Consider the following 17,952-nt stretch of genomic DNA (forward strand, 5'->3'; position numbering starts at 1 on the left):
GACTGTGGGACGGAGGTCAACTTCGCGGATGGCCGGGACTGTGGGAAACAGGTCAACTTCGTGGACGGCCAGGGCCGCGGGAAACACCACATGTATAGGCACACACAGATAGCGTGTTCAGGGCAACAAATGTGACAATCTGCCCTCATTAATTATGTCGAACTTGCCCTCATGTCATTTGACTAACGGGAAGAGGGGGAAAATCTAGTGTGACAAACTGCACTCATTTAACTGTGACAAACTACCCTCAGGATATGGTGACAAATTGCCCTCAATTCTGGCTCCACTACCGGTTACAGCCAAAAAAACTATGAGTAAGCGCAGGATGCCAGGGAGGGAACAGCAAAACTGTGACAAATCACCCTCAACCTTCCAGATCAAATGTGACGAACCACCCTCAAATCTGTGACAGATAACCCTCAGGCTATTCTGTTGTCATCGAGGTGATATCACGGAAGGAAAATACTATATGAGTCGTCTGGCGACCTTTCTTTTTCTCGATGTAAGAGAGGCGCATAGGTGTCCGGCTATTGATCTCATCAACACTTGCCTGCAGGAAACGACGGCGAAAATCCGGCATACGCTGATAACTTTGGGGTAGCTGGTAGCGCTCCATGATCCAGTCGATTTTCAGGGACACGACACCAGAGCCATCAGGTTTACGGTACTGACACAGGGATTCGTATAAACGCATGGCATACGGATTGGTAATCTCTTTTGTTTCACTGAGCCGGAACTGCGTAAACCGGTTCTGTAGCCCGATGAAGAAGGGAATGAGATAGGGGTTGATATGTACGCTGTAAAGCCCTCTGGATGGACTGTGCGCACGTTTGATAAACCAGGGAAAGGATTCATACCCTTTTTCATCGCCGGCATCCTCTTCAGGGCGATAGAAAACCACTTCCTTGCCCGCAAAACCTTTTAAAGCCTGTCGTATATCCTTACTGGCTTCAGCGGAGGTCAGCCCGAATGTTTCAGCGTATTTAGCAACATGAATTTCGCAGATGCCGTCATGTTCCTGCAGGGAGCCGTCGGATTTTCTGATCTGGTCAACGAACAGATACAGCATACGCTTTTGATCCCTGGAGAGACTATATGCCGCCTCAGTCAGCTCATTTGACTGGACAATCCGCGGGCTATTTTTACGTTTTTTATGGTTTATAACCGCTATTTCCGCCATGACAGGTCCATGTGAAGTGTGACAGGTTTTCAGATTGTCACACTTTATAAAACAGAGTCAACAGGGAGGGATAACTTTGTGAAAAGCAACGCTTCCTGAGGGCAATTTGTCACAGAGTTAAGGGCAACTTGTCACAGAAAGGACGGCTATTTGAGGGTGATTTGTCACACTGAAAGGGCGGTTTGTCACAGATCCCTCTCTGGAACCCGCATGGATAAAGGCCTGTGGGCATTCTAAAAATAAAGATCTAACAACTATTAAAAAAGATCTTATAAAAATATCCCCGTGGATAAGTGGATAACCCTAGGGGAGGTGATTTTTCAGCCATTGAGCGTATGCAGAATTTATGAGTTCTGTTCCCTGGTGCTTCCTCGCTCACTCGGGGCTTCGCCCTGTCGCTCGGCTGCGGCGAGCACTGCTGGCTCGATCATATCCGTGGCCGGAAGATACTACTCCTCCCCCGAGTCGCTCTCCAGAGCCCGCTACAGCGAGACAACCCGCACGAAGATTTCTATCGTCCCTGCAGACATACTCGAATCGTTTTTATTAACCCTGGCTCCCGTCGTGACAGAACACTACTTCCTGTAAAAGGGGGACTAAGGCCCCTGAGTCACACACCTGAAATTAATAATGCGGAGTTTTACGATAATGTCATTGCTGGAAACTTTCCTGACCGCTTCTCCCGCTTCTCAGGGGGCAACAATCCTGTTCCTTGCCATGCTGATCTACTGGCAAAAGCGATAAATCCATGCGGGCTGGCCTTTGGCCAGCTTCGCTGTATAAGGGGAAAAATGCGGCATATCCAGACATTTCACTAGGCAATTTGAATTCAGATATCTATGCTTGGGATCCGGTCAACAGGATGTAACAAGATGAAACTTGAAACTATACAGATAGATAATACCGTAAGGAGTGGTCTTAATTCTTTCACTGACGGGGTGATTATTCGTGATACAAAGGTATTGATCACGCTCAATCTCCCGGATGGACAGAAAACCACTATTGAGGGGGAATGGCGGCATATGTCGGACGCCAACAGGTTGTCAGAACGTATTACGATGCTTCAGCATGCGATCTATGAGCAGTATGAGGAATACAGAGCAGATATTCCCGTCAGCTGGTCCAGATAACGTCTGACAGACCTCCCCGGCGAGCAGGACGTTCGCCAGCATCATTCTCCTAAGTACTTAAATATTCCCTTTCAGCATGGCTACCGCATCCGCTTCGGGCATCTGAAACTGAACTCGATGCCGCGCAGCAACATCAAGTGCGAACACCTTCGTATAGACTTCCGTCGAGCTAATCGATTTGTGGCCCATCAGGCTCTGCAAAACCTTCAGTGGTATGCCGGCATACAGCATATGCATCGCGTAGGAGTGACGGAACGTATGGGGGGTAACCGGTACTGAGAACGTCACCCCGTCGGCCGCTGCGGCCTCCACCGCTTCGCTAAGCCAGGTGCGCACGGTACGGTCTGTGATCTCCCAGATACGCGCCTTCTCCATTCTGCCGGTGCGCTTGTTTCGTCTTTCCAGCGGAATTTTCAGGGTCGCCACCATCATCTGCAGCTGGCTGACATAGTGGTGATCGGAAAGGGGAACCAGACGATGGATCTGACTGCCTGCGGGGGCACGACCTGCCGTCCTGGCCGCTTTCTCGGTACGCTGCTTGAGGGTGGCCAGCTGTACGAACGGATACGGCGGCGCCAGCGAAAAATCCCCCCGGGTCAGCGCCAGCGCCTCGTTGATACGCGCGCCGGTGTTCCAGAGGGTTGCCAGCAGCATCTTGCGGTGAAGATCCGGCACGTAATGGAGCAGGGCGCTGACTTCCGGCGCCAGCAGGTATTTCGGCAGTTCATCCTGCACGAGCGCCATCTGGCGCAGGGCGAGGGCGGCAGGGTAATCGATGGCCACCGGGAGCAATGTTCCGGGAGATGCCGGAGATCCAACTGGAACCAGGTTATTCATAATTTCTGTTAACTTTTTTCTTTGCCGAGAATTTTCTTCGTAATATTACCGGAGTCAGGATGACTAACCAGCCAGAAAACAGACGAAGTCGCAAACAAAACTACCCCGTCAATGACGGTAGACACGATATTTTCGGGCACAGGTTTCACTCCTCTTCAGTGGGTTGCTATGGAACGGGAACATTCATGACACCAACATCCAGTAGATAAAGCACAGAAAACCCATCCCCCATCCCCAGAACAGGATCTGGTCGCGGTATTTATCCCGCAGGTTAAAAAAGGGATGTGCCTGCAGGTCAACGAGCTCCTCACTTTGCGAGGCAAGCTCCCTTTCCAGCTCCAGGATTCTTTTCTGCGACTGAGCACACAGGGTAGCCAGCCGGATGACCCCGGCTGCCCGTTGCGCCACCTCCAGGTCTGAATCCCCGCTCTGCGGCAGAGACAGTTTTTCTGCCCGCAGCGGCAGGGCGTCACATTTCTCGTCCGGGAGCTGGCCCCCTTTCCTGTGCAACAGATGATAAAATGGACGATTCTGAAGTGAAGTAATTAACTGTTTTTGCGACCGTTTTTTGCCTTCGAGCTGCACGATTTTTTCCTGCAGCCCGCGATAACAGTCTTCCAGCCGGCGTACCGCGGATACCAGGGGCTCCACCCGGAGCGTTGAACACCTGCCCCGCGGCAACTGCAGTTCGTCTGCCCGCAGCGGCATTGAGCTGGTATCCCCCGGCGGGAACCGGAACCCCAGCCCGCGCCATAGTCTGCTCCGGCGGATCAGATTGTGAATGTTTTTCGCATCCACGGACGAGATGTCGATTCTTCCGACCAGCGTTTCCGGCGGCAGGGAGCGGGTCCAGAGCACCATCTGCTGCATGATCCAGCTGCCCACCCCGCGACCACGGGGTAAAAATTCTTTCAGCATAAATTCGACACTGAACAGTTCCACCGTGCCGGGCACGAACTTCGCGACAATGGTCTGCGGTGTTCCTTGTCCTTCACCGTACAGCGTCAGGCTGGAGGTGATCGACACATGTGCCCCTGGCGAGTCCTCTGACCCGTAACGACATTCCTCCACCCGTCTGACGACCACAACCACCGTTTCGTCGCCCGCACTCCCCGCCGGGACGGTCAGCATCCACATGCCGTTATCATCAACAGACGTTTTTATGAAGGTTTCCGTTTTCGCTTCCATACCGGCCTTTTTGTCCCGTTGCGTAAATGTTACTGGCTTAAGGGTTTTTGTGTGAACCGTTCGTTTAAGCTGACCCCACGAAAGCCTGCAGGGCATCCGCTCCGGAGGGCAGTTCATGCTGAGGGTTAAGCTCTGCGGCAATGCTTCGTTTTGACATCCTCGATGTCTTTCAGGGCGGGGAGGCTGTCAAATTCCCCAGAACATCAGGTTTATCGCATTTTTGATGTCATTTTCCCGGTGGCTGAGATCGGCCACTTCCTCCCCGGTGACGGAGGAAGTGACGCTGGCCATGTCCGTGGTCATCAGGCGGTAGCTTTCGTCCCCGATGTGCACCACCGGATAGAGTTCACGGGAAACCTTATCCGACAGCAGCCGGGCGCTGGCCAGCGGGATCACCATCCGTCGCCCGGGGGTATCGATGATGTCACTCTGCACATCCACGAACAGACGATAGCGGCTCTCTCTTTTATAGGCATAAACCTTAAACTGCATCTCACCAGTCCCTGTTTTCGTCGGCGAATGAACCGTTCATCTCAATAAATCGGGCAACCTCGGCCATCCCTTCCTGATTTTCAGCCTGCCAGCGTTCGGAACGCAGACGACGGGCCTCATTCTGCATGGCCCTGTTCACCAGGGCGGAGATATTGACGTCTGCGGATTTCAGTAACTGATAACTGTCGCTGTCTATGGTGACAGTGATGCGCTGCTTCATAATGCACTCCGGAAAACATACTAATGATATGCATATCAGTATAGCGCAAGGATGCAGCTGACACACGCCCGCCTGAAACATACTATTATGTCGCCATTAATTTCACTTCGTGAAATTCACATACAAAATAATCACCTTAGAGATAACAAGCAGCCATACAGCCACGCCGTTAAATTACCTGACGGCTGTTCCGCCCGGATCCGACTTTTTACGCTCAGCGAAGTTTCCGGAAGTGTACCACGGTCAGGGAATAACCACAGCGCCCTTTTAGGGTGGTGAGCGGCCGGTCACGGGGCAGGGGAGGGACACAACATATAGCGTCGTTGTCAGCTGGTAACACCGCTACATGTTGTGTCATGGTGCCGCTGCGCGCCGGCGGGGCTGAATCAGATCCGGAACCGGCAGAAATCGGATCTGAATAAGAGAAGCAACGAAAAGGTAATAAATATCTTGCACTGGTATTACATCCAGGAGAAGGTAATACCACCAACAGAATGGAGTAAAAAATCCACTTGGTAGGAAAATTTTCATTTTAGATTAAAACGTCAAAGAGGGGTTCATTATGAACTTTCAGACTTCATCTGAACAAAACGAGTCTCAGGGGACCGTGTCGGTCTCACTTAAAGGCATTCCGACCGCTCAGGGCCAGGCGCTGAAAGAGGTGGCCAGAGCACGGGACATTAACCAGTCTGCGCTGCTGCGTGAAATGGTCAATGCCAGTATGGGCAGTATACTCCATGTCTTCTGCCTTAAGAGCCCGCTTGTCGCGTCCCTGGATCAGGACATCGCGCAGTATAACGGCTGTACTGTCCTGCCAACATGGAGCAGTGTCCCTCAGCCCCCTCAGTTTGAAGCGGCCTACCGCGACCTGCTTTCCATCCGTACAGAAGATGATCTGACCCGGATTTTGCTGCGTAATGCACAGTACCTCCGCATGCGAAGCAGCCAGGTTTTGCCACCGGGACAGCAGTTCTACGGCGGGACTGCGCTGTATTTTGCCCTGTTCTGTGATGTTGCCGGTCGTGATGAACAGACGATTGAAGCCTTCTGGGCCAGAATCGCGCGTTTCTGGGGAGCCTGGTATCGTCGGCAGGATTACTATCAGCAGATCAACCAGCTGCGCGGAGTCATGGGCAAGGCGCCGGCGAATGGTCTCAGTGAGGCGCATGCGGTGGGCGTTTACAGCCGGGTCGCTGTGTTTCAGGATGAAAGCGGCCAGAAAGGACACAGCCAGGTGCTGCTGACCCTTCGCACAGAAAATACGCAGGCGCTGCCGGCAGGCGAGTTTGATCAGTTTGAGTTGCCGTTCTGTAATGGTCACATTCTGGTGCCTGATCCGGGCTATGGCTCCCCCGTTGTTTTTCACAACAATGTACTCGGCCTGGGGTTCCGCTTCCGGGAAGGAACCTGCTCCATGCACTGCTACACTGTGGAGGACGCCCGGCTCGGGCCTACCCAGACACTGACGGAAGTGGCGGAAGCGCTCGTCAGTAATGTTGATGCTCCCCTGCGGGCCTATGCTGCAACCATCCCGGTCAATCAGAGGTAGTGGCTTTGACATCCTCCCTGCCTGAAGGATGGGGAGGATGTCAACTCATGGGGTCAGCTACGGCCCCGTTTCAGTTCACGAACACAGGGATCATAATCATCTGCATAACCGCCATAGTCACGGCTGGGCATGAAGTACCATTTTTTGCCGTCCCAGCCGACGATCCGGGTGGTTGGTTTGGTTTTATTCAAAACAACAATGCAGACGCCGGAGGGAGACCCCGGGGGAAGAAGCCGTTGCACCACACACTCACTGTTGCCCACATCAATCCAGTCTTTGACGTGAATTTCAGGATGGCTCATTGTTAATCTCCGGGTGATAAAATTGATAACCGTACAGTGTACACTGACCGGGTAATACTCCTGACACCAGTCTATTGCGATGGTGTTGCCCTGATTCTGCCAGCACCTATAGTATTGCGTCATGAATATTCGTGACGAATATACGGGCCTGTTTTTTCACGTTATTTAATTTGCCCGTGCGGCAGATACTCTATTTTAGCAATTGACGACCTGGACACTGATTTCCCCTCACGGTCTATACCGAAAGTTGAGTTTCCATCCGGCGGTAGATTCCGGACTGATGTATAAGCATATGCAAGTGCCGTTTCAAGCGTACCCTTTTCATAAATAATATCTGCCTGGAACCAGACAATACAGGGGTGAAGCACCTTGAGGTAATGCGGCGTAAGATCGTGGGCGTAGTTCTCAAAGTATGCGTTACAGACATCCTCTACCAGCTCCGGTAGCCTGAGATAATCATGTTGCCCATTTTCACTGGTGTGGAAATGTAATTCCCGAACCAGATGGCCGTAAGGCCCCCAGTGCGTTCTATCGTCAGTTCTGAGCTGAAACATCTCATCCGGGACACCTCCCGGAACATTCCATTCCTGAAGGTGTTTACGAACCATCTCATTCGGAGCCAGGTCGAGCAACATTTTCATGGCGAGTGATTCAGACTGATTTAGCGCCAGTAACCCCGCGGGAAAAGTATTCCCGGCGAAAGTCCGGGTACCATGAAACCACAGAGCTCGTGTGAATGGTCCCGGTTCGCCCAGTTCCGCACAGACGTACTCTCTCAGATACTGAGGTGCATCAACCAACTGGCGAGGATTAAGCTCGTAGATACTTTCAAGATCAAGCGAAAGCAGCACTTTTTTCAGCTTTTCAGGGGGACAGCCAAACCCGGCAGATAATGTATGCAACGCCTGAGTTCGTGAGGAGCAATCGAGGATTAACATTGTGTAAATCCCTCAAAAATCCAATAAGTTAACAGCTTTGGCTCGACGTCGGGCCATATTGTTGAGCAGCAGGGTCGCATAATATTTCAGAAAGGGTAAAAGTTCCGGGGCGCTGAAAGTGGCATAGGCATTCTCATCCTCAGGATCATCCCTGAAAGCAATCAGATCGACAAGACGCTCGTCGCTGACTGATACAACCTGGACGCTGAAATGAGCCACAGAATTTCTCATTTTAAGGATAAGAGCACGCAGAGTCATCTCCGGTCCGGGTAGCTGCGACTCCTGTAACCCCATGCTGGTTTTAAGCTGCTGCGTTAAACGGTCAGCGGGCAGGAAAGAGAGCGCCCTCTCTTTCGGCATCACGATGAGACCCAGAAGGCAATTCAGGGTCAATGTGTAGTTGTACTGCTCCCTGAAGGGCTTGCCCAGCTCCTTAATCATTTCGTTATACTGATCGATAAGTGCCAGTGTTCGTTGAACAAACTCGGTCTCAAAATCTGAATAATTTCCCATTTAACTCTCCCGTTCCGGTTCGAGAATTCACTATATCATCCGGTCAGCCTGACGGCTCAGGTACGGCATTTCCGAGTATGGTATTTTTCGGATCTGCGGTGGAGAAATGAGAAAACAGAATAGGTACAGCATATCCATATGCCATGCATCTGCATAGGCCAGACATACGCATATGTCAGTCATCTGCATATGTGACACCTATACAAACCAATCCGACAGGCATATACTGCACATATGCACTCATACATCATGCATGATCAGCCGGAGGAACATCCATGCGCACAGTTTCGATATTTAAAAACGGCAATAACCGCGCCATCCGTCTGCCCCGGGACCTGGATTTTGACGGCGTCAGCGAGCTGGAGATCGTCCGGGAAGGGGACAGCATCATTCTGCGTCCCGTCCGGCCGACCTGGGGCTCGTTCGCGCAGCTGGACAGGGCCGATCCGGACTTTATGGCGGAACGCGAGGATGTGGTCAGCGACGAAGGACGATTTGACCTGTGAAAAAGACTTTTATGCTCGACACAAACATCTGCTCGTTCATCATGCGCGAGCAGCCGGAAGCGGTGCTGAAGCGCCTGGAGCAGGCGGTGCTGCGTGGCCACCGTATCGTGGTCTCGGCCATCACCTACTCCGAGATGCGCTTCGGCGCCACCGGCCCGAAGGCCTCCCCGCGCCATATCGAGCTGGTTGACGCGTTCTGTGCCCGCCTCGATGCCATCCTGCCCTGGGACCGGGCCGCGGTGGATGCGACCACGGAGATTAAGGTGGCCTTGCGACAGGCCGGGACGCCGATTGGTCCGAACGACACGGCGATAGCCGGGCACGCCATCGCGGCCGGCGCCGTTCTGGTGACGAATAATGTAAGAGAGTTTGCGCGGGTCCCGGGCCTGGTGCTGGAAGACTGGGTGAATTAATCCCGTAAAAATTTCCGTGACGGAGACGACAGACATGAATGCTGAACACACCGACTACGGCTGGCTTTTCAGTGAACCGGCTGAAGAAATTTCCGGCGATATTGTTATTGATCCGGAACTCCTTCCGGAGGAGCTTAAACTCGCCGCTATCCAGATTTTGCTGGATCGGATTGACCGCGATACGGCAGAGAAAAAACTTGCCGAATTAATACAGAAGCTTGAGTTTGATATCACCGCTGCCGAACTGTCAGCGTATCTTTTTAAACCGGGCCATGCCTGACGGCTTACCCGGTACCATTAATACAACGTTAATCTGAAACTGATATCGCCGGAGGGGAGCATCATGATGGTAACAGGAATTAACACGGTACGTATCGGCGGTGAAGTGAAGCATATCACCGAGCTCGATGCGCTAACACTCATGCATGAATGGTCCAAGCTGAAAAAAGAGAATGCTCACCTGTATGACTATAACCGTCAGGTTAACCGGGGCTGGCGCGGCTTTGTCCTGCGCCTGATGGGTATCCATTTGCCTGTCAGAGACCATTCGCCCGGTATTTAACCGCTGTGACACCGACCGGGAAGGGCTGACAGGGAAAGGGTTATTGATAAGATATACTGAAACAGATGGCTCAAAAATATGACAACAGAACATTCTTTTCGCGGTTATTACAGCAGGATGGGGGATTATCTTTTCCCGGTACATCCGGACAACTCATATTATGACGCTGAAGCCCGTCAGTATATTTCTGAGTTATTGCATCGCCACGCGGGGAATATCAATTCTGCCCGGGAATTTCTGGCGCTGCTGGAGACATTTGTACCGGAAAGTGTGCAGCACAGCATCGATAATCCCTCATGGTCAACCGGGAAGCAAATTGAACGACTGAACATGGCAAAAGGACTCATTGAAAGTCGGGTTCGCGAGCGTTTTGGGTCAGAATTTTCAGGGGATATTACACCTTAAACGAACGTATCAGGTGTACGGGAAATTAACGGGGATCCGGAACAGCCAGTTTTCGGATCCCCGGAGGAGAAAAAAGCGATTAGTACATGGCCAGTAACCAGCGCCTTTTCTGGGATGAATGAGGACTCTGATTTTCTTACAGCTTAGTTCCTTGTGACATCACCGGATGTCACAAGCGCAGTCCGCTACAGCTGACCGTATTAACTCTTTCAGCAGGATTTTTTTGAACATATTTTGCTTTAAGTTTACATTTATTTACACTTATTCACTTTATACACACATTTTGTCCATGGGATAGTGAAAGGGCACATTATGTTAAAAAATAAAGAGGGATTTTTCTATGTCAAGTATCAGGACGTTGACTTTTGAGGAAATAACAAAGGTTAGTGGTGGTGAAGGGCATGGTTCAGAATGGGCCCGGGATAAACGTGATGCCGCTATGAACGCTTCATTGAATGGCGCAGGAGCAGGGTATGGTGCAATTCCAAATATCGACGTAGTAGGCATTAATGCTGCCGGTAAATACGTTCTTTCAAATGGACAATGTATCACGTCTGTGCTTCTTGGTGCTGCTCAAGGTATAGTCGCTGCAAAAGGGGGCTCTTTGTCTTTAGCATTGCAGGCCGTGACATCACTAAGAGACGTTGCAAGTACCTGTAATAAACCGTCAGGGGTTCCATTTCGCTGATTAACACAAATAAGCATGGTGGGAAAGCTACATCATGCTTAAAATGAGAGGACGTCAGATTGGTCAGTACAATCCAGAAAGCGGCTGTATTTATAATTAAGTTGATATGTGCATTATATATAATGAGTATATCTTTAGATTCATTGGGGTACAACCCGTTACACTCAGATAATATATTAAAAGGCTTTATTTTCTCCTGTGTTATAACTATTGGCGCTGCAAAAATAAGTGATTACATAGTGACTGCATTGTTGGATTTTATAAAGTTAGTCATTCGTGAGATTATATCATCTAACAGCAATTTCTTTGAAAAAAAGTAGGTCTGTAAATTTCATCCAAAAACAGAGATAACAGCTGCTGATTCTAAATTTTTAACCGAGAGGCTCTGACAGGATGGTGGATGTATTTTTTCTTGGTTGTGAAAGAAAGTATTTTGTTGTCAAGAAGGGTGCGACAAAAATTAATAAATAAGAGCTCCGCATATGCAACCCAGAAGTTTGAGCTTTCCCACCCTGCAGTCGATATAAGAAATTGATGTGCATGGGTCAGTTAATAACTGATGAAATACTCTTGTTGATAGAGCGGTGACACATCATCCTGTACACTGACAGATTAATAAAAATGGAAAATCATGAGTCTACTCAGAAAAGAAGCTATAGAGCACCAGAATAACACATCTCATGGTGAGATAATTATTCCGGCCTCATTTGGTATGACATTCAGTGCCGTCACCACTCTTCTTTTACTGCTCTTCATCATCCTGTTTATTTATTTTGGCAGTTATACCCGTAAGGCACATCTCACCGGCATCGTTATGCCTTCATCCGGCCTGATAAAAATCACCCCACAGTACGCTGGAAATGTCACCAGCCTGACCATTCAGGAAGGACAGCATGTAACGGCCGGTGAGGCATTATATCATCTCAGTGGGGAACATTATAACGACCAGGGCGCCGGCACGCTGGCCGCCATGAGCCTCTCACTGAAAACCCAGCACGCCATGCTGGTCTCACAGCAAACCCTCGAACAACACGACAACATCCTGCAACAGCAGGCTATCCGGCAGCGTACTGCGGAGCTACAACCCCAGATAAGCAGTGCAGTACAGCGCCTCACCGAGGCAGAACGGCGAGCAGAACTGGCTACAGCCGTCATGAGTCGTTATCGTAAGCTGCTTATCACCCATTATGTCTCTGATGTTGAGTTTCAGCAGAAACAGATTGAGGTGTCTTCAGCGCAGGAAAATGTTGAAAACCAGCGTCAGGCGCTTTTGCAACTGCGCTCCGCACAGGACGCAGCTCAGGATGATCTGATTCATCTTATTGCCCAGGGAAAGAGCAGGCAAACTGAACTGGATCGGCAACTGCAGGGACTCCAGCAGCAGCTGATTGAACTGGCAGGTCAGGAGCATTTCACGCTGACTGCCCCTGTGTCCGGGACTGTGGCAGCCGTACTTATCCGCCAGGGGCAGTCAGTCAAATCTTCCGAAGCAGTCATGACGCTTGTTCCGGATAATGCCCGTTTACAAATCGAGCTTTATGCCACCAGTCAGAATGCTGGCTTTATTCAGCCGGGGCAGCGGGTGGCACTGCGGTTTGCTGCCTTCCCTTATCAGAAGTTTGGCGTTCAGTACGGGACTATCCGTGAAATCAGCCGTACAACGCTGACTCCCTCTGATTTACTCTCTGTATCCCCTGTGACCTGGAAGGAGAATGAAGGTCATTACCGCGTCATTGTAGAGCCTGAGAATACCTTTATCCTGGCGTATGGAAAAAAAGAACCTCTTCGTCCCGGTATGGTCCTTGAGGGAGATGTCAGCCTTGATACACGTCATTTATGGGAGTGGCTGACAGAACCACTCTGGAGCCTTAAAGGGAAACTGTAATGGAACCAATCAAATGGACAGGAAGAAAACGCCTCCCCGTCATCCGTCAGACAGAGTCCGCTGAATGCGGACTGGCGTGTCTGGCCATGATCGCTTGCTGGCATGGACTGCTGACGGACGTACCCGCGCTCCGTGAACGATTCAGTATCAGTACACAGGGAATGACCTTGCAGCGGCTGATGGAGTGCGCGTCAGGTATCCGGCTGGCCTCACGTGCAGTACGGTTAGAGCCGGAAGACCTGAAATCGCTTTCTCTCCCGTGCATTCTGCACTGGAACATAAATCATTTCGTTGTTCTCCATAAGGTACAAGGGAGCAAACTGGTCATCCATGATCCGGATAAAGGAAAGGTAACTCTCTCTCTACAGGATGCCGGAAAACACTTCACCGGCGTTGCGCTGGAGCTGACACCAGCCGGCGATTTCACGGTCAGAGATGAAAGAAAGAAAATTCGACTACGCCAGTTGACAGGTAAGACACCCGGCCTTCAGGCAGCTATGTTGCGCATTGTCATTTTCGCCCTGGCTCTGGAGGTTCTGACGCTGGGGAGCCCTCTTATCAATCAGATGGTGATCGATGAGGTTCTGGTCGCGGCAGACCGGAGTCTGTTGACCGTCATTATCATTGCACTGCTGCTGCTGTCACTGACCCAGATGCTGCTGTCTCTGGCCCGCCAGTGGGCCAGTATTACCTTGTCCGTCAATTTTAATATGCAGTGGACGGCCCGGGTGTTCCATCATCTTGTACGTCTCCCTCTGGCCTGGTTTGACGCACGAAGTAAAGGGAGTATCAATGCCCGCTTTGAGGCAGTTGATACCATCCAGCATGCGCTGACCGCACAGATACTGGAAGGTATTCTGGATGTGCTGCTTGTGGTGACCACACTATGCATGATGCTGTTGTACAGTCCTGAAATGACGCTGATAGCCTTGCTGGCAGCTATTATCTACGGGGTGCTGAGAGCACTGTGGTATCCCTCCCTGCGGCAGTCAGCAGAAGATGCCTGGGATGCCGGGGCCAGGGAGTCAGGGTATTTTCTTGAAACCCTCAACGGGATCCTGAGTCTGAGAATAAACGGGGTTACTCCATACCGTGAGGCTGCCTGGCTGAATCTCAATGTCACCCGAAGAAATACGCAGTTGCGCCAGAGCCGTCTGCTGATGTGCTATGACATTGCCCACACTCTGACCGGCAGCGTGGTATCGGCAATCATTTTGTGGAAAGGCGCCGGTGAAGTGCTGAACGGCACCTTTACCGTCGGCATGCTGGTTGCCTATTTGTCTTATCAAATGCGTTTTTCATCCAGTATCAGCAGTCTGACCGATAAATTTTTTTCCTGGCGCATGCTAGATATCTATAACGAACGTCTGGCTGACATTGTGCTGACCCCGACAGAGGGTCATCAGCAACAACCCGTTCAGGAAGACAACAGCGCGTCAGTTACCCCACCAATATCTCGTGGGACCGTAGCCGGAGATGACCATCCCCCTTTATCCCTAGAGCACGTTACCTTCAGCCATAAGGGCGGTAACAAACCGATACTCCGCGGAGTATCGCTGACGCTGCATCCTGGTGAAGTGGTTGCCATTACCGGCAAATCCGGGTGCGGTAAGTCAACGCTGGTGAAACTTATCCTTGGGGTCCATATTCCTGACGAAGGGACAATCAGAACCTTTTGCATACTGCAAACCCACCCGGATTATTTTCAGGTACGCCGGCGGATCGGTACAGTGCTTCAGGATGATCAGCTTTTCAGCGGCTCCATTGCAGATAACATCATTTTTTTCAGCGAGGATCGCAATCATGAACGAATGGCCCGGTGTGCTCAGCTGGCGCTTATCGACAGCGATATCATGGCAATGCCGATGGGATATCAGACATTAATCGGTGAAACCGGTGGTGGGCTTTCCGGAGGGCAAAAGCAACGTGTACTTCTGGCAAGAGCGTTGTACAAAATGCCGGGGTTTTTGTTACTGGATGAAGCAACCAGTCACCTTGATGTTGAGAGTGAGATCCAGATAAGCCAGACGCTTCGCCAACTGGGGCTTCCTGTGCTGCTGATTGCCCATCGACCGGAAACGATAGCATCTGCTGACCGTGTTCTGTATCTGGCTGATGGTAACCTTACGGAGCTGAAGCACCCGTGCACTGTCGACGATGGTGACGTAACGTGTGCTCCTGCTGATGACAGAGTGGGGGATGTTCGACAAAACGTCCTCACACGTTGTAATGCCAGTCAGTGAAACAACTGACAGGCCTTTTTTCGGGGCCGTGGTGTATTTCCAGGGCCTCTCCTTTACCACTCTCGGGAAGGCCCTTTCTCTTCTTGTCGGTAACTTTGCCAGTCGTCCCATACTTTCAAGGTCACGTATTAACTCCGGGATGCGGCCTGGTGAAGCACCCTGAAGCGTCATCAGCATCCTCATGACCATTCCCAGACGTTGTCGGGCCTGGATAACGGCGCTGGGTGCGACGAAGGGACGACTGCCCGGCAGCATAATGTCCAGCCGATTCACGATCTGATGAAGGGGTTCTTTGCGCTCAAAGGCCATGCCGACAATACACCAGACCATCATTTCCAGGGGCGGACGACGCTTGCGCAGGGTGACGGAGCCGGCTTCGGCAAGGCAACGGGAGATGAGTTCCGAGTCCAGATAATCCCCCAGAGAAGTCAGCGGGTTACGCAAGGAGTCGTAACGGGATACCAGATCCAGAGTCGATCCTTAACTGATCGGCATTACCTCACACGTTGAGGATTTTTTATTCCATAAACCAGAGCATTATAGGCAGTGAAAAAAGAGCACGTATGGCATCTGGACTCACTATGGCACCTTGGCGGATCAATGATGGAGTCGCATAATAGGAACTATTGTTTTTTTACAGATGAGAAAAAGATTCAAATCTGGCATGAGCCAGGTATCAACAACCTGAAATTAATACTGAATAAGGAACAGGAATGATGAGTTTTTTCTTAAATCATTAGCCGCAGGTGTTTTTACGATAGCCAGTTTCAGTGTTGGGGCTACAGCTGCTCCTGTTTTAGACACAACGCCACAGATGGCCTATGAAGATATCTCTCGCTCCTTAACTGAATTGTAGCCGATTACTTTACAGTCTGGAATGTAAAAATTTACATATATTTACATATATTCACTTTGTGCATACATTTCATCCGTGTGATAGTGGAAGAGCACTTTTTGTTAAGAACTAAAAGAGGGATTTTTATGTCAGAAATAAGAGAATTAAGTCTTAATGAGATAGCCATGGTTAGTGGTGGCGAGGGACACGGATCAGAGGTAAATCGTGACCGGCAGGATGCAAAAAATGCAGCACGTGGAAGAAGTGGGGGAAGCTGGAGTGCGCCTGCAACAACAGCAAACAATGCTGGTATCGGTATTATTGCTGGCACTATAGGAGCTATTGTTGGTCTCGCTGGAGGCCCCGTTGGGGTTGTCGCTGCGGGGGCTGTTCTTGGTGGATTGGGGGCATCAATGCCAACACCATCGTCCAGTAGTAACCGAAATTCGGGCGGTGGATGGCATGATTCAAACCCTGGTAGTGTAGCAGGACAATGTCGCTGGTAACTATAAGATAAATGAGGAATAACTGTTTATTGAAGTTATTCCTCCTTAAAATATACTTCCTAGGATAGATAGAAATGAGTTTAAAGGGCCATGTTTTTAATAAGGATGTATTGATTGTATCTATTTCTATGTTTTTTTCATTTTATGCTGTAAGAATTTCCTCCTTAAGGATAGTTTCAGATGGAAACAATGTGTTGGATGCTTTTATTGCGTTATTTTTTGTGATCGGTTTTTTTGTCTCTGTCAAGAAAACAATAAATTTTATTTTTTCAATATTGTAGTGGGTATAATTTCACATAAAAATCTCTTGTGGTGATTAAGTATATGAACCTATTTATATATAACAAGAACATTGCGGCGATCTTTCTTGGAGTGGTTCTTTTATCAATTCTTATAACGTTATCACCAGCTATCACGCTACATTATGTAGACATTGATATAGTATTTTTCAGTATTCTAATGTCACATTTTATAATGGTAACCTTATTGTATTTTTTATGCTTAAGAAAAATAACGGGATGTATAATCCGAGTCAAATCCGATAGCGCAACGGTCAAGTTAACCTCTTTATTATTCTTGGTGATCGTTTTTATTCAGTTAGCGGTTTATTGCTATAGAGATTCTTTTTTTCATTATGAGACATCTCATATAAACTGGATGGTAGTTATAGTTTTGACATTAGTCGTACCCTACTACGAAGAGATTGTTTACAGAGTTTGCGCTTTCGGTTTTCTAAGTACGATTTATAAAAAAAATTTAATAATCCCATGTGTACTTACATCTCTGTTCTTTTGCTTAATGCATTTTCAGTATTATAACATTCTTGATCAGATAGTTCTTTTTGTTGTGTCTGTTTTACTATTAATGGTAAGGATTAAAAGCCAAAGCCCTTTATACCCAATGCTAATGCATTCAGGGATGAATGCCTTTATCATTCTGTTAAATATTAAAATAACCTTATAATCATGAGTATATTCAGGATCACGATCCTTGCATGAATGCATAAATTAACTCCTGAAGATCCAAGAATTCGTCCGCACCCCACTGTAGCTCAATTCAGATGTCTGCGCACAGTCTCACCACAGAGATAATTCGACGCGATGGCTGCACCACTTTTTTGCCATGGCCTCCTGAATAATTTCGGCTTTAAGTCGCTCTTCGGCGTACATCTTTTTAAGACGGCGGTTTTCGTCCCCCAACTCTTTCAGACGGGCCATCATCGATGGCATTCATTCCGCCAAAGCGTGAGCGCCACTTATAGAAACTGGCACTGCTCATACCATGTTCACGGCACAGTTCAGCCACCGGAGTTCCGGCCTCGGCTTGTTTAAGGATGGTCATGATCTGGCTGTCAGTGAAACGCGATTTTTTCATAGAGCTCTCCCCGATTCAGATTACGAGAAAATTCTACTCATGAACACACCGGTTTTTCGGGGGGATTACCCACGAAAAGCACATCGATACATGATGAATTAATGATTCAAGTGATTGATATTTAACATAAAACGCATTAAACGCACTAATGCTGTAATGGCTCAATAGTAATGTCCGCCTGTGGCT

Annotated in this window: 20 protein-coding genes and 3 pseudogenes; 12 read left to right on the forward strand and 11 right to left on the reverse strand. The window is 49.5% G+C overall.

All coding sequences use genetic code 11. The annotated features are described in order from the left end of the window. Window positions 1–424 precede the first annotated feature (424 nt). Window positions 425–1,180, reverse strand: a complete 756-nt coding sequence (gene repE, locus HMPREF3178_RS09710) for a replication initiation protein RepE (RefSeq protein WP_001568031.1) — start codon at window positions 1,178–1,180, stop codon at window positions 425–427. Between the two features lie 630 nt (window positions 1,181–1,810). Here repE and HMPREF3178_RS31275 point away from each other — a divergent pair. Together HMPREF3178_RS31275 and HMPREF3178_RS09715 are read left to right on the forward strand one after the other, a co-directional pair. Next, complete coding sequence (locus tag HMPREF3178_RS31275; protein ID WP_014343462.1) at window positions 1,811–1,924, forward strand: hypothetical protein; 114 nt, start codon at window positions 1,811–1,813, stop codon at window positions 1,922–1,924. Between the two features lie 128 nt (window positions 1,925–2,052). Next, window positions 2,053–2,310, forward strand: coding sequence for a hypothetical protein (locus tag HMPREF3178_RS09715; protein ID WP_000764642.1), 258 nt, complete (start codon window positions 2,053–2,055; stop codon window positions 2,308–2,310). A 57-nt stretch (window positions 2,311–2,367) separates the two neighbouring features. Here HMPREF3178_RS09715 and HMPREF3178_RS09720 read toward each other — a convergent pair whose 3' ends face one another. The 4 genes from HMPREF3178_RS09720 to ccdA form a co-directional block, all read right to left on the reverse strand. Next, a complete protein-coding gene (locus HMPREF3178_RS09720) occupies window positions 2,368–3,147 on the reverse strand; it encodes a site-specific integrase (protein WP_001568028.1) in 780 nt (259 codons plus the stop codon). Window positions 3,148–3,330: 183 nt separating this feature from the next. Continuing rightward, window positions 3,331–4,335 (reverse strand): hypothetical protein, encoded by a 1,005-nt coding sequence (locus tag HMPREF3178_RS09725; protein WP_001568027.1) that lies wholly within the window; start codon window positions 4,333–4,335, stop codon window positions 3,331–3,333. A 186-nt stretch (window positions 4,336–4,521) separates the two neighbouring features. Continuing rightward, complete coding sequence (ccdB, locus tag HMPREF3178_RS09730; protein WP_013023785.1) at window positions 4,522–4,827, reverse strand: type II toxin-antitoxin system toxin CcdB; 306 nt, start codon at window positions 4,825–4,827, stop codon at window positions 4,522–4,524. Window position 4,828: 1 nt separating this feature from the next. Continuing rightward, on the reverse strand, window positions 4,829–5,047 hold the full coding sequence (gene ccdA, locus HMPREF3178_RS09735) for a type II toxin-antitoxin system antitoxin CcdA (RefSeq protein ID WP_001568025.1): 219 nt from the start codon (window positions 5,045–5,047) through the stop codon (window positions 4,829–4,831). A gap of 562 nt (window positions 5,048–5,609) precedes the next feature. On the opposite strand from ccdA, the gene HMPREF3178_RS31675 reads away from it, so the two are divergent. Further along, complete coding sequence (locus HMPREF3178_RS31675) at window positions 5,610–6,596, forward strand: hypothetical protein (RefSeq protein WP_228705131.1); 987 nt, start codon at window positions 5,610–5,612, stop codon at window positions 6,594–6,596. A 53-nt stretch (window positions 6,597–6,649) separates the two neighbouring features. Here HMPREF3178_RS31675 and HMPREF3178_RS29815 read toward each other — a convergent pair whose 3' ends face one another. The 3 genes from HMPREF3178_RS29815 to HMPREF3178_RS09755 form a co-directional block, all read right to left on the reverse strand. Next, window positions 6,650–6,898: a hypothetical protein gene (locus tag HMPREF3178_RS29815; RefSeq protein ID WP_023332841.1), complete on the reverse strand. Its 249-nt coding sequence runs from the start codon at window positions 6,896–6,898 to the stop codon at window positions 6,650–6,652. A 161-nt stretch (window positions 6,899–7,059) separates the two neighbouring features. Beyond that, window positions 7,060–7,836: a hypothetical protein gene (locus HMPREF3178_RS09750; protein WP_021312478.1), complete on the reverse strand. Its 777-nt coding sequence runs from the start codon at window positions 7,834–7,836 to the stop codon at window positions 7,060–7,062. A gap of 12 nt (window positions 7,837–7,848) precedes the next feature. Beyond that, a complete protein-coding gene (locus tag HMPREF3178_RS09755; protein ID WP_021312477.1) occupies window positions 7,849–8,349 on the reverse strand; it encodes a HEPN family nuclease in 501 nt (166 codons plus the stop codon). Between the two features lie 275 nt (window positions 8,350–8,624). Here HMPREF3178_RS09755 and vapB point away from each other — a divergent pair, with 275 nt between their 5' ends. The 5 genes from vapB (at window position 8,625) to HMPREF3178_RS09780 (ending at window position 10,235) form a co-directional block, all read left to right on the forward strand. Continuing rightward, on the forward strand, window positions 8,625–8,855 hold the full coding sequence (vapB, locus tag HMPREF3178_RS09760; RefSeq protein WP_021312476.1) for a type II toxin-antitoxin system VapB family antitoxin: 231 nt from the start codon (window positions 8,625–8,627) through the stop codon (window positions 8,853–8,855). Continuing rightward, on the forward strand, window positions 8,852–9,268 hold the full coding sequence (locus HMPREF3178_RS09765; protein WP_021312475.1) for a type II toxin-antitoxin system VapC family toxin: 417 nt from the start codon (window positions 8,852–8,854) through the stop codon (window positions 9,266–9,268). Before vapB ends, HMPREF3178_RS09765 begins: the two co-directional genes overlap by 4 nt. A 34-nt stretch (window positions 9,269–9,302) precedes the next feature. Continuing rightward, window positions 9,303–9,548, forward strand: coding sequence for a hypothetical protein (locus HMPREF3178_RS09770; protein ID WP_065905238.1), 246 nt, complete (start codon window positions 9,303–9,305; stop codon window positions 9,546–9,548). 63 nt (window positions 9,549–9,611) lie between these two features. Beyond that, on the forward strand, window positions 9,612–9,830 hold the full coding sequence (locus HMPREF3178_RS09775) for a hypothetical protein (RefSeq protein ID WP_021312527.1): 219 nt from the start codon (window positions 9,612–9,614) through the stop codon (window positions 9,828–9,830). A gap of 78 nt (window positions 9,831–9,908) precedes the next feature. Next, entirely contained in the window at window positions 9,909–10,235 is a 327-nt protein-coding gene (locus tag HMPREF3178_RS09780; protein WP_124989605.1) for a hypothetical protein, read from the forward strand. 87 nt (window positions 10,236–10,322) lie between these two features. Here HMPREF3178_RS09780 and HMPREF3178_RS31680 read toward each other — a convergent pair. Next, window positions 10,323–10,436 (reverse strand): annotated as a pseudogene (locus tag HMPREF3178_RS31680) (IS5/IS1182 family transposase); the annotation flags it as partial. A 139-nt stretch (window positions 10,437–10,575) separates the two neighbouring features. Here HMPREF3178_RS31680 and HMPREF3178_RS30850 point away from each other — a divergent pair. From HMPREF3178_RS30850 to HMPREF3178_RS09790, 3 genes are all read left to right on the forward strand, one after another. Further along, on the forward strand, window positions 10,576–10,923 hold the full coding sequence (locus HMPREF3178_RS30850) for a hypothetical protein (RefSeq protein WP_127469808.1): 348 nt from the start codon (window positions 10,576–10,578) through the stop codon (window positions 10,921–10,923). Window positions 10,924–11,554: 631 nt separating this feature from the next. Continuing rightward, a complete protein-coding gene (locus HMPREF3178_RS09785) occupies window positions 11,555–12,808 on the forward strand; it encodes an HlyD family secretion protein (protein WP_032432524.1) in 1,254 nt (417 codons plus the stop codon). Then, window positions 12,808–15,051 carry a peptidase domain-containing ABC transporter gene (locus HMPREF3178_RS09790; protein ID WP_070585144.1) on the forward strand — a complete coding sequence of 748 codons (2,244 nt, stop codon included), beginning with the start codon at window positions 12,808–12,810 and terminating at the stop codon, window positions 15,049–15,051. The genes HMPREF3178_RS09785 and HMPREF3178_RS09790 overlap by 1 nt, the downstream gene beginning before the upstream one ends. A gap of 186 nt (window positions 15,052–15,237) precedes the next feature. On the opposite strand, the pseudogene HMPREF3178_RS32185 reads toward HMPREF3178_RS09790, so the two are convergent. After that, window positions 15,238–15,522, reverse strand: a pseudogene (locus tag HMPREF3178_RS32185) (transposase domain-containing protein); the annotation flags it as partial. Between the two features lie 1,527 nt (window positions 15,523–17,049). Here HMPREF3178_RS32185 and HMPREF3178_RS31685 point away from each other — a divergent pair. Next, entirely contained in the window at window positions 17,050–17,355 is a 306-nt protein-coding gene (locus HMPREF3178_RS31685) for a CPBP family intramembrane glutamic endopeptidase (RefSeq protein WP_074443076.1), read from the forward strand. 149 nt (window positions 17,356–17,504) lie between these two features. Here the strand turns inward: HMPREF3178_RS31685 and HMPREF3178_RS09805 are convergent. Beyond that, a pseudogene (locus HMPREF3178_RS09805) lies at window positions 17,505–17,766 on the reverse strand (transposase); the annotation flags it as partial. Window positions 17,767–17,952: the final 186 nt, after the last annotated feature.

The organism is Klebsiella sp. HMSC09D12, from assembly GCF_001808475.1.
Lineage (GTDB): Bacteria > Pseudomonadota > Gammaproteobacteria > Enterobacterales > Enterobacteriaceae > Klebsiella > Klebsiella oxytoca.

Bases quoted from the DNA above. Each gene is read 5' to 3' on its own strand.
- HMPREF3178_RS09770 (WP_065905238.1), top strand. From the start codon at position 9,303: ATGAATGCTGAACACACCGACTACGGCTGGCTTTTCAGTGAACCGGCT.
- repE (WP_001568031.1), bottom strand. From the start codon at position 1,180: ATGGCGGAAATAGCGGTTATAAACCATAAAAAACGTAAAAATAGCCCG.
- HMPREF3178_RS09725 (WP_001568027.1), bottom strand. From the start codon at position 4,335: ATGGAAGCGAAAACGGAAACCTTCATAAAAACGTCTGTTGATGATAAC.
- HMPREF3178_RS09775 (WP_021312527.1), top strand. From the start codon at position 9,612: ATGATGGTAACAGGAATTAACACGGTACGTATCGGCGGTGAAGTGAAG.
- HMPREF3178_RS09785 (WP_032432524.1), top strand. From the start codon at position 11,555: ATGAGTCTACTCAGAAAAGAAGCTATAGAGCACCAGAATAACACATCT.
- HMPREF3178_RS30850 (WP_127469808.1), top strand. From the start codon at position 10,576: ATGTCAAGTATCAGGACGTTGACTTTTGAGGAAATAACAAAGGTTAGT.
- HMPREF3178_RS09750 (WP_021312478.1), bottom strand. From the start codon at position 7,836: ATGTTAATCCTCGATTGCTCCTCACGAACTCAGGCGTTGCATACATTA.
- ccdB (WP_013023785.1), bottom strand. From the start codon at position 4,827: ATGCAGTTTAAGGTTTATGCCTATAAAAGAGAGAGCCGCTATCGTCTG.
- HMPREF3178_RS09780 (WP_124989605.1), top strand. From the start codon at position 9,909: ATGACAACAGAACATTCTTTTCGCGGTTATTACAGCAGGATGGGGGAT.
- HMPREF3178_RS09720 (WP_001568028.1), bottom strand. From the start codon at position 3,147: ATGAATAACCTGGTTCCAGTTGGATCTCCGGCATCTCCCGGAACATTG.
- ccdA (WP_001568025.1), bottom strand. From the start codon at position 5,047: ATGAAGCAGCGCATCACTGTCACCATAGACAGCGACAGTTATCAGTTA.
- HMPREF3178_RS29815 (WP_023332841.1), bottom strand. From the start codon at position 6,898: ATGAGCCATCCTGAAATTCACGTCAAAGACTGGATTGATGTGGGCAAC.
- HMPREF3178_RS31675 (WP_228705131.1), top strand. From the start codon at position 5,610: ATGAACTTTCAGACTTCATCTGAACAAAACGAGTCTCAGGGGACCGTG.
- HMPREF3178_RS09755 (WP_021312477.1), bottom strand. From the start codon at position 8,349: ATGGGAAATTATTCAGATTTTGAGACCGAGTTTGTTCAACGAACACTG.
- vapB (WP_021312476.1), top strand. From the start codon at position 8,625: ATGCGCACAGTTTCGATATTTAAAAACGGCAATAACCGCGCCATCCGT.
- HMPREF3178_RS09790 (WP_070585144.1), top strand. From the start codon at position 12,808: ATGGAACCAATCAAATGGACAGGAAGAAAACGCCTCCCCGTCATCCGT.
- HMPREF3178_RS31685 (WP_074443076.1), top strand. From the start codon at position 17,050: ATGGTAGTTATAGTTTTGACATTAGTCGTACCCTACTACGAAGAGATT.
- HMPREF3178_RS31275 (WP_014343462.1), top strand. From the start codon at position 1,811: ATGCGGAGTTTTACGATAATGTCATTGCTGGAAACTTTCCTGACCGCT.
- HMPREF3178_RS09715 (WP_000764642.1), top strand. From the start codon at position 2,053: ATGAAACTTGAAACTATACAGATAGATAATACCGTAAGGAGTGGTCTT.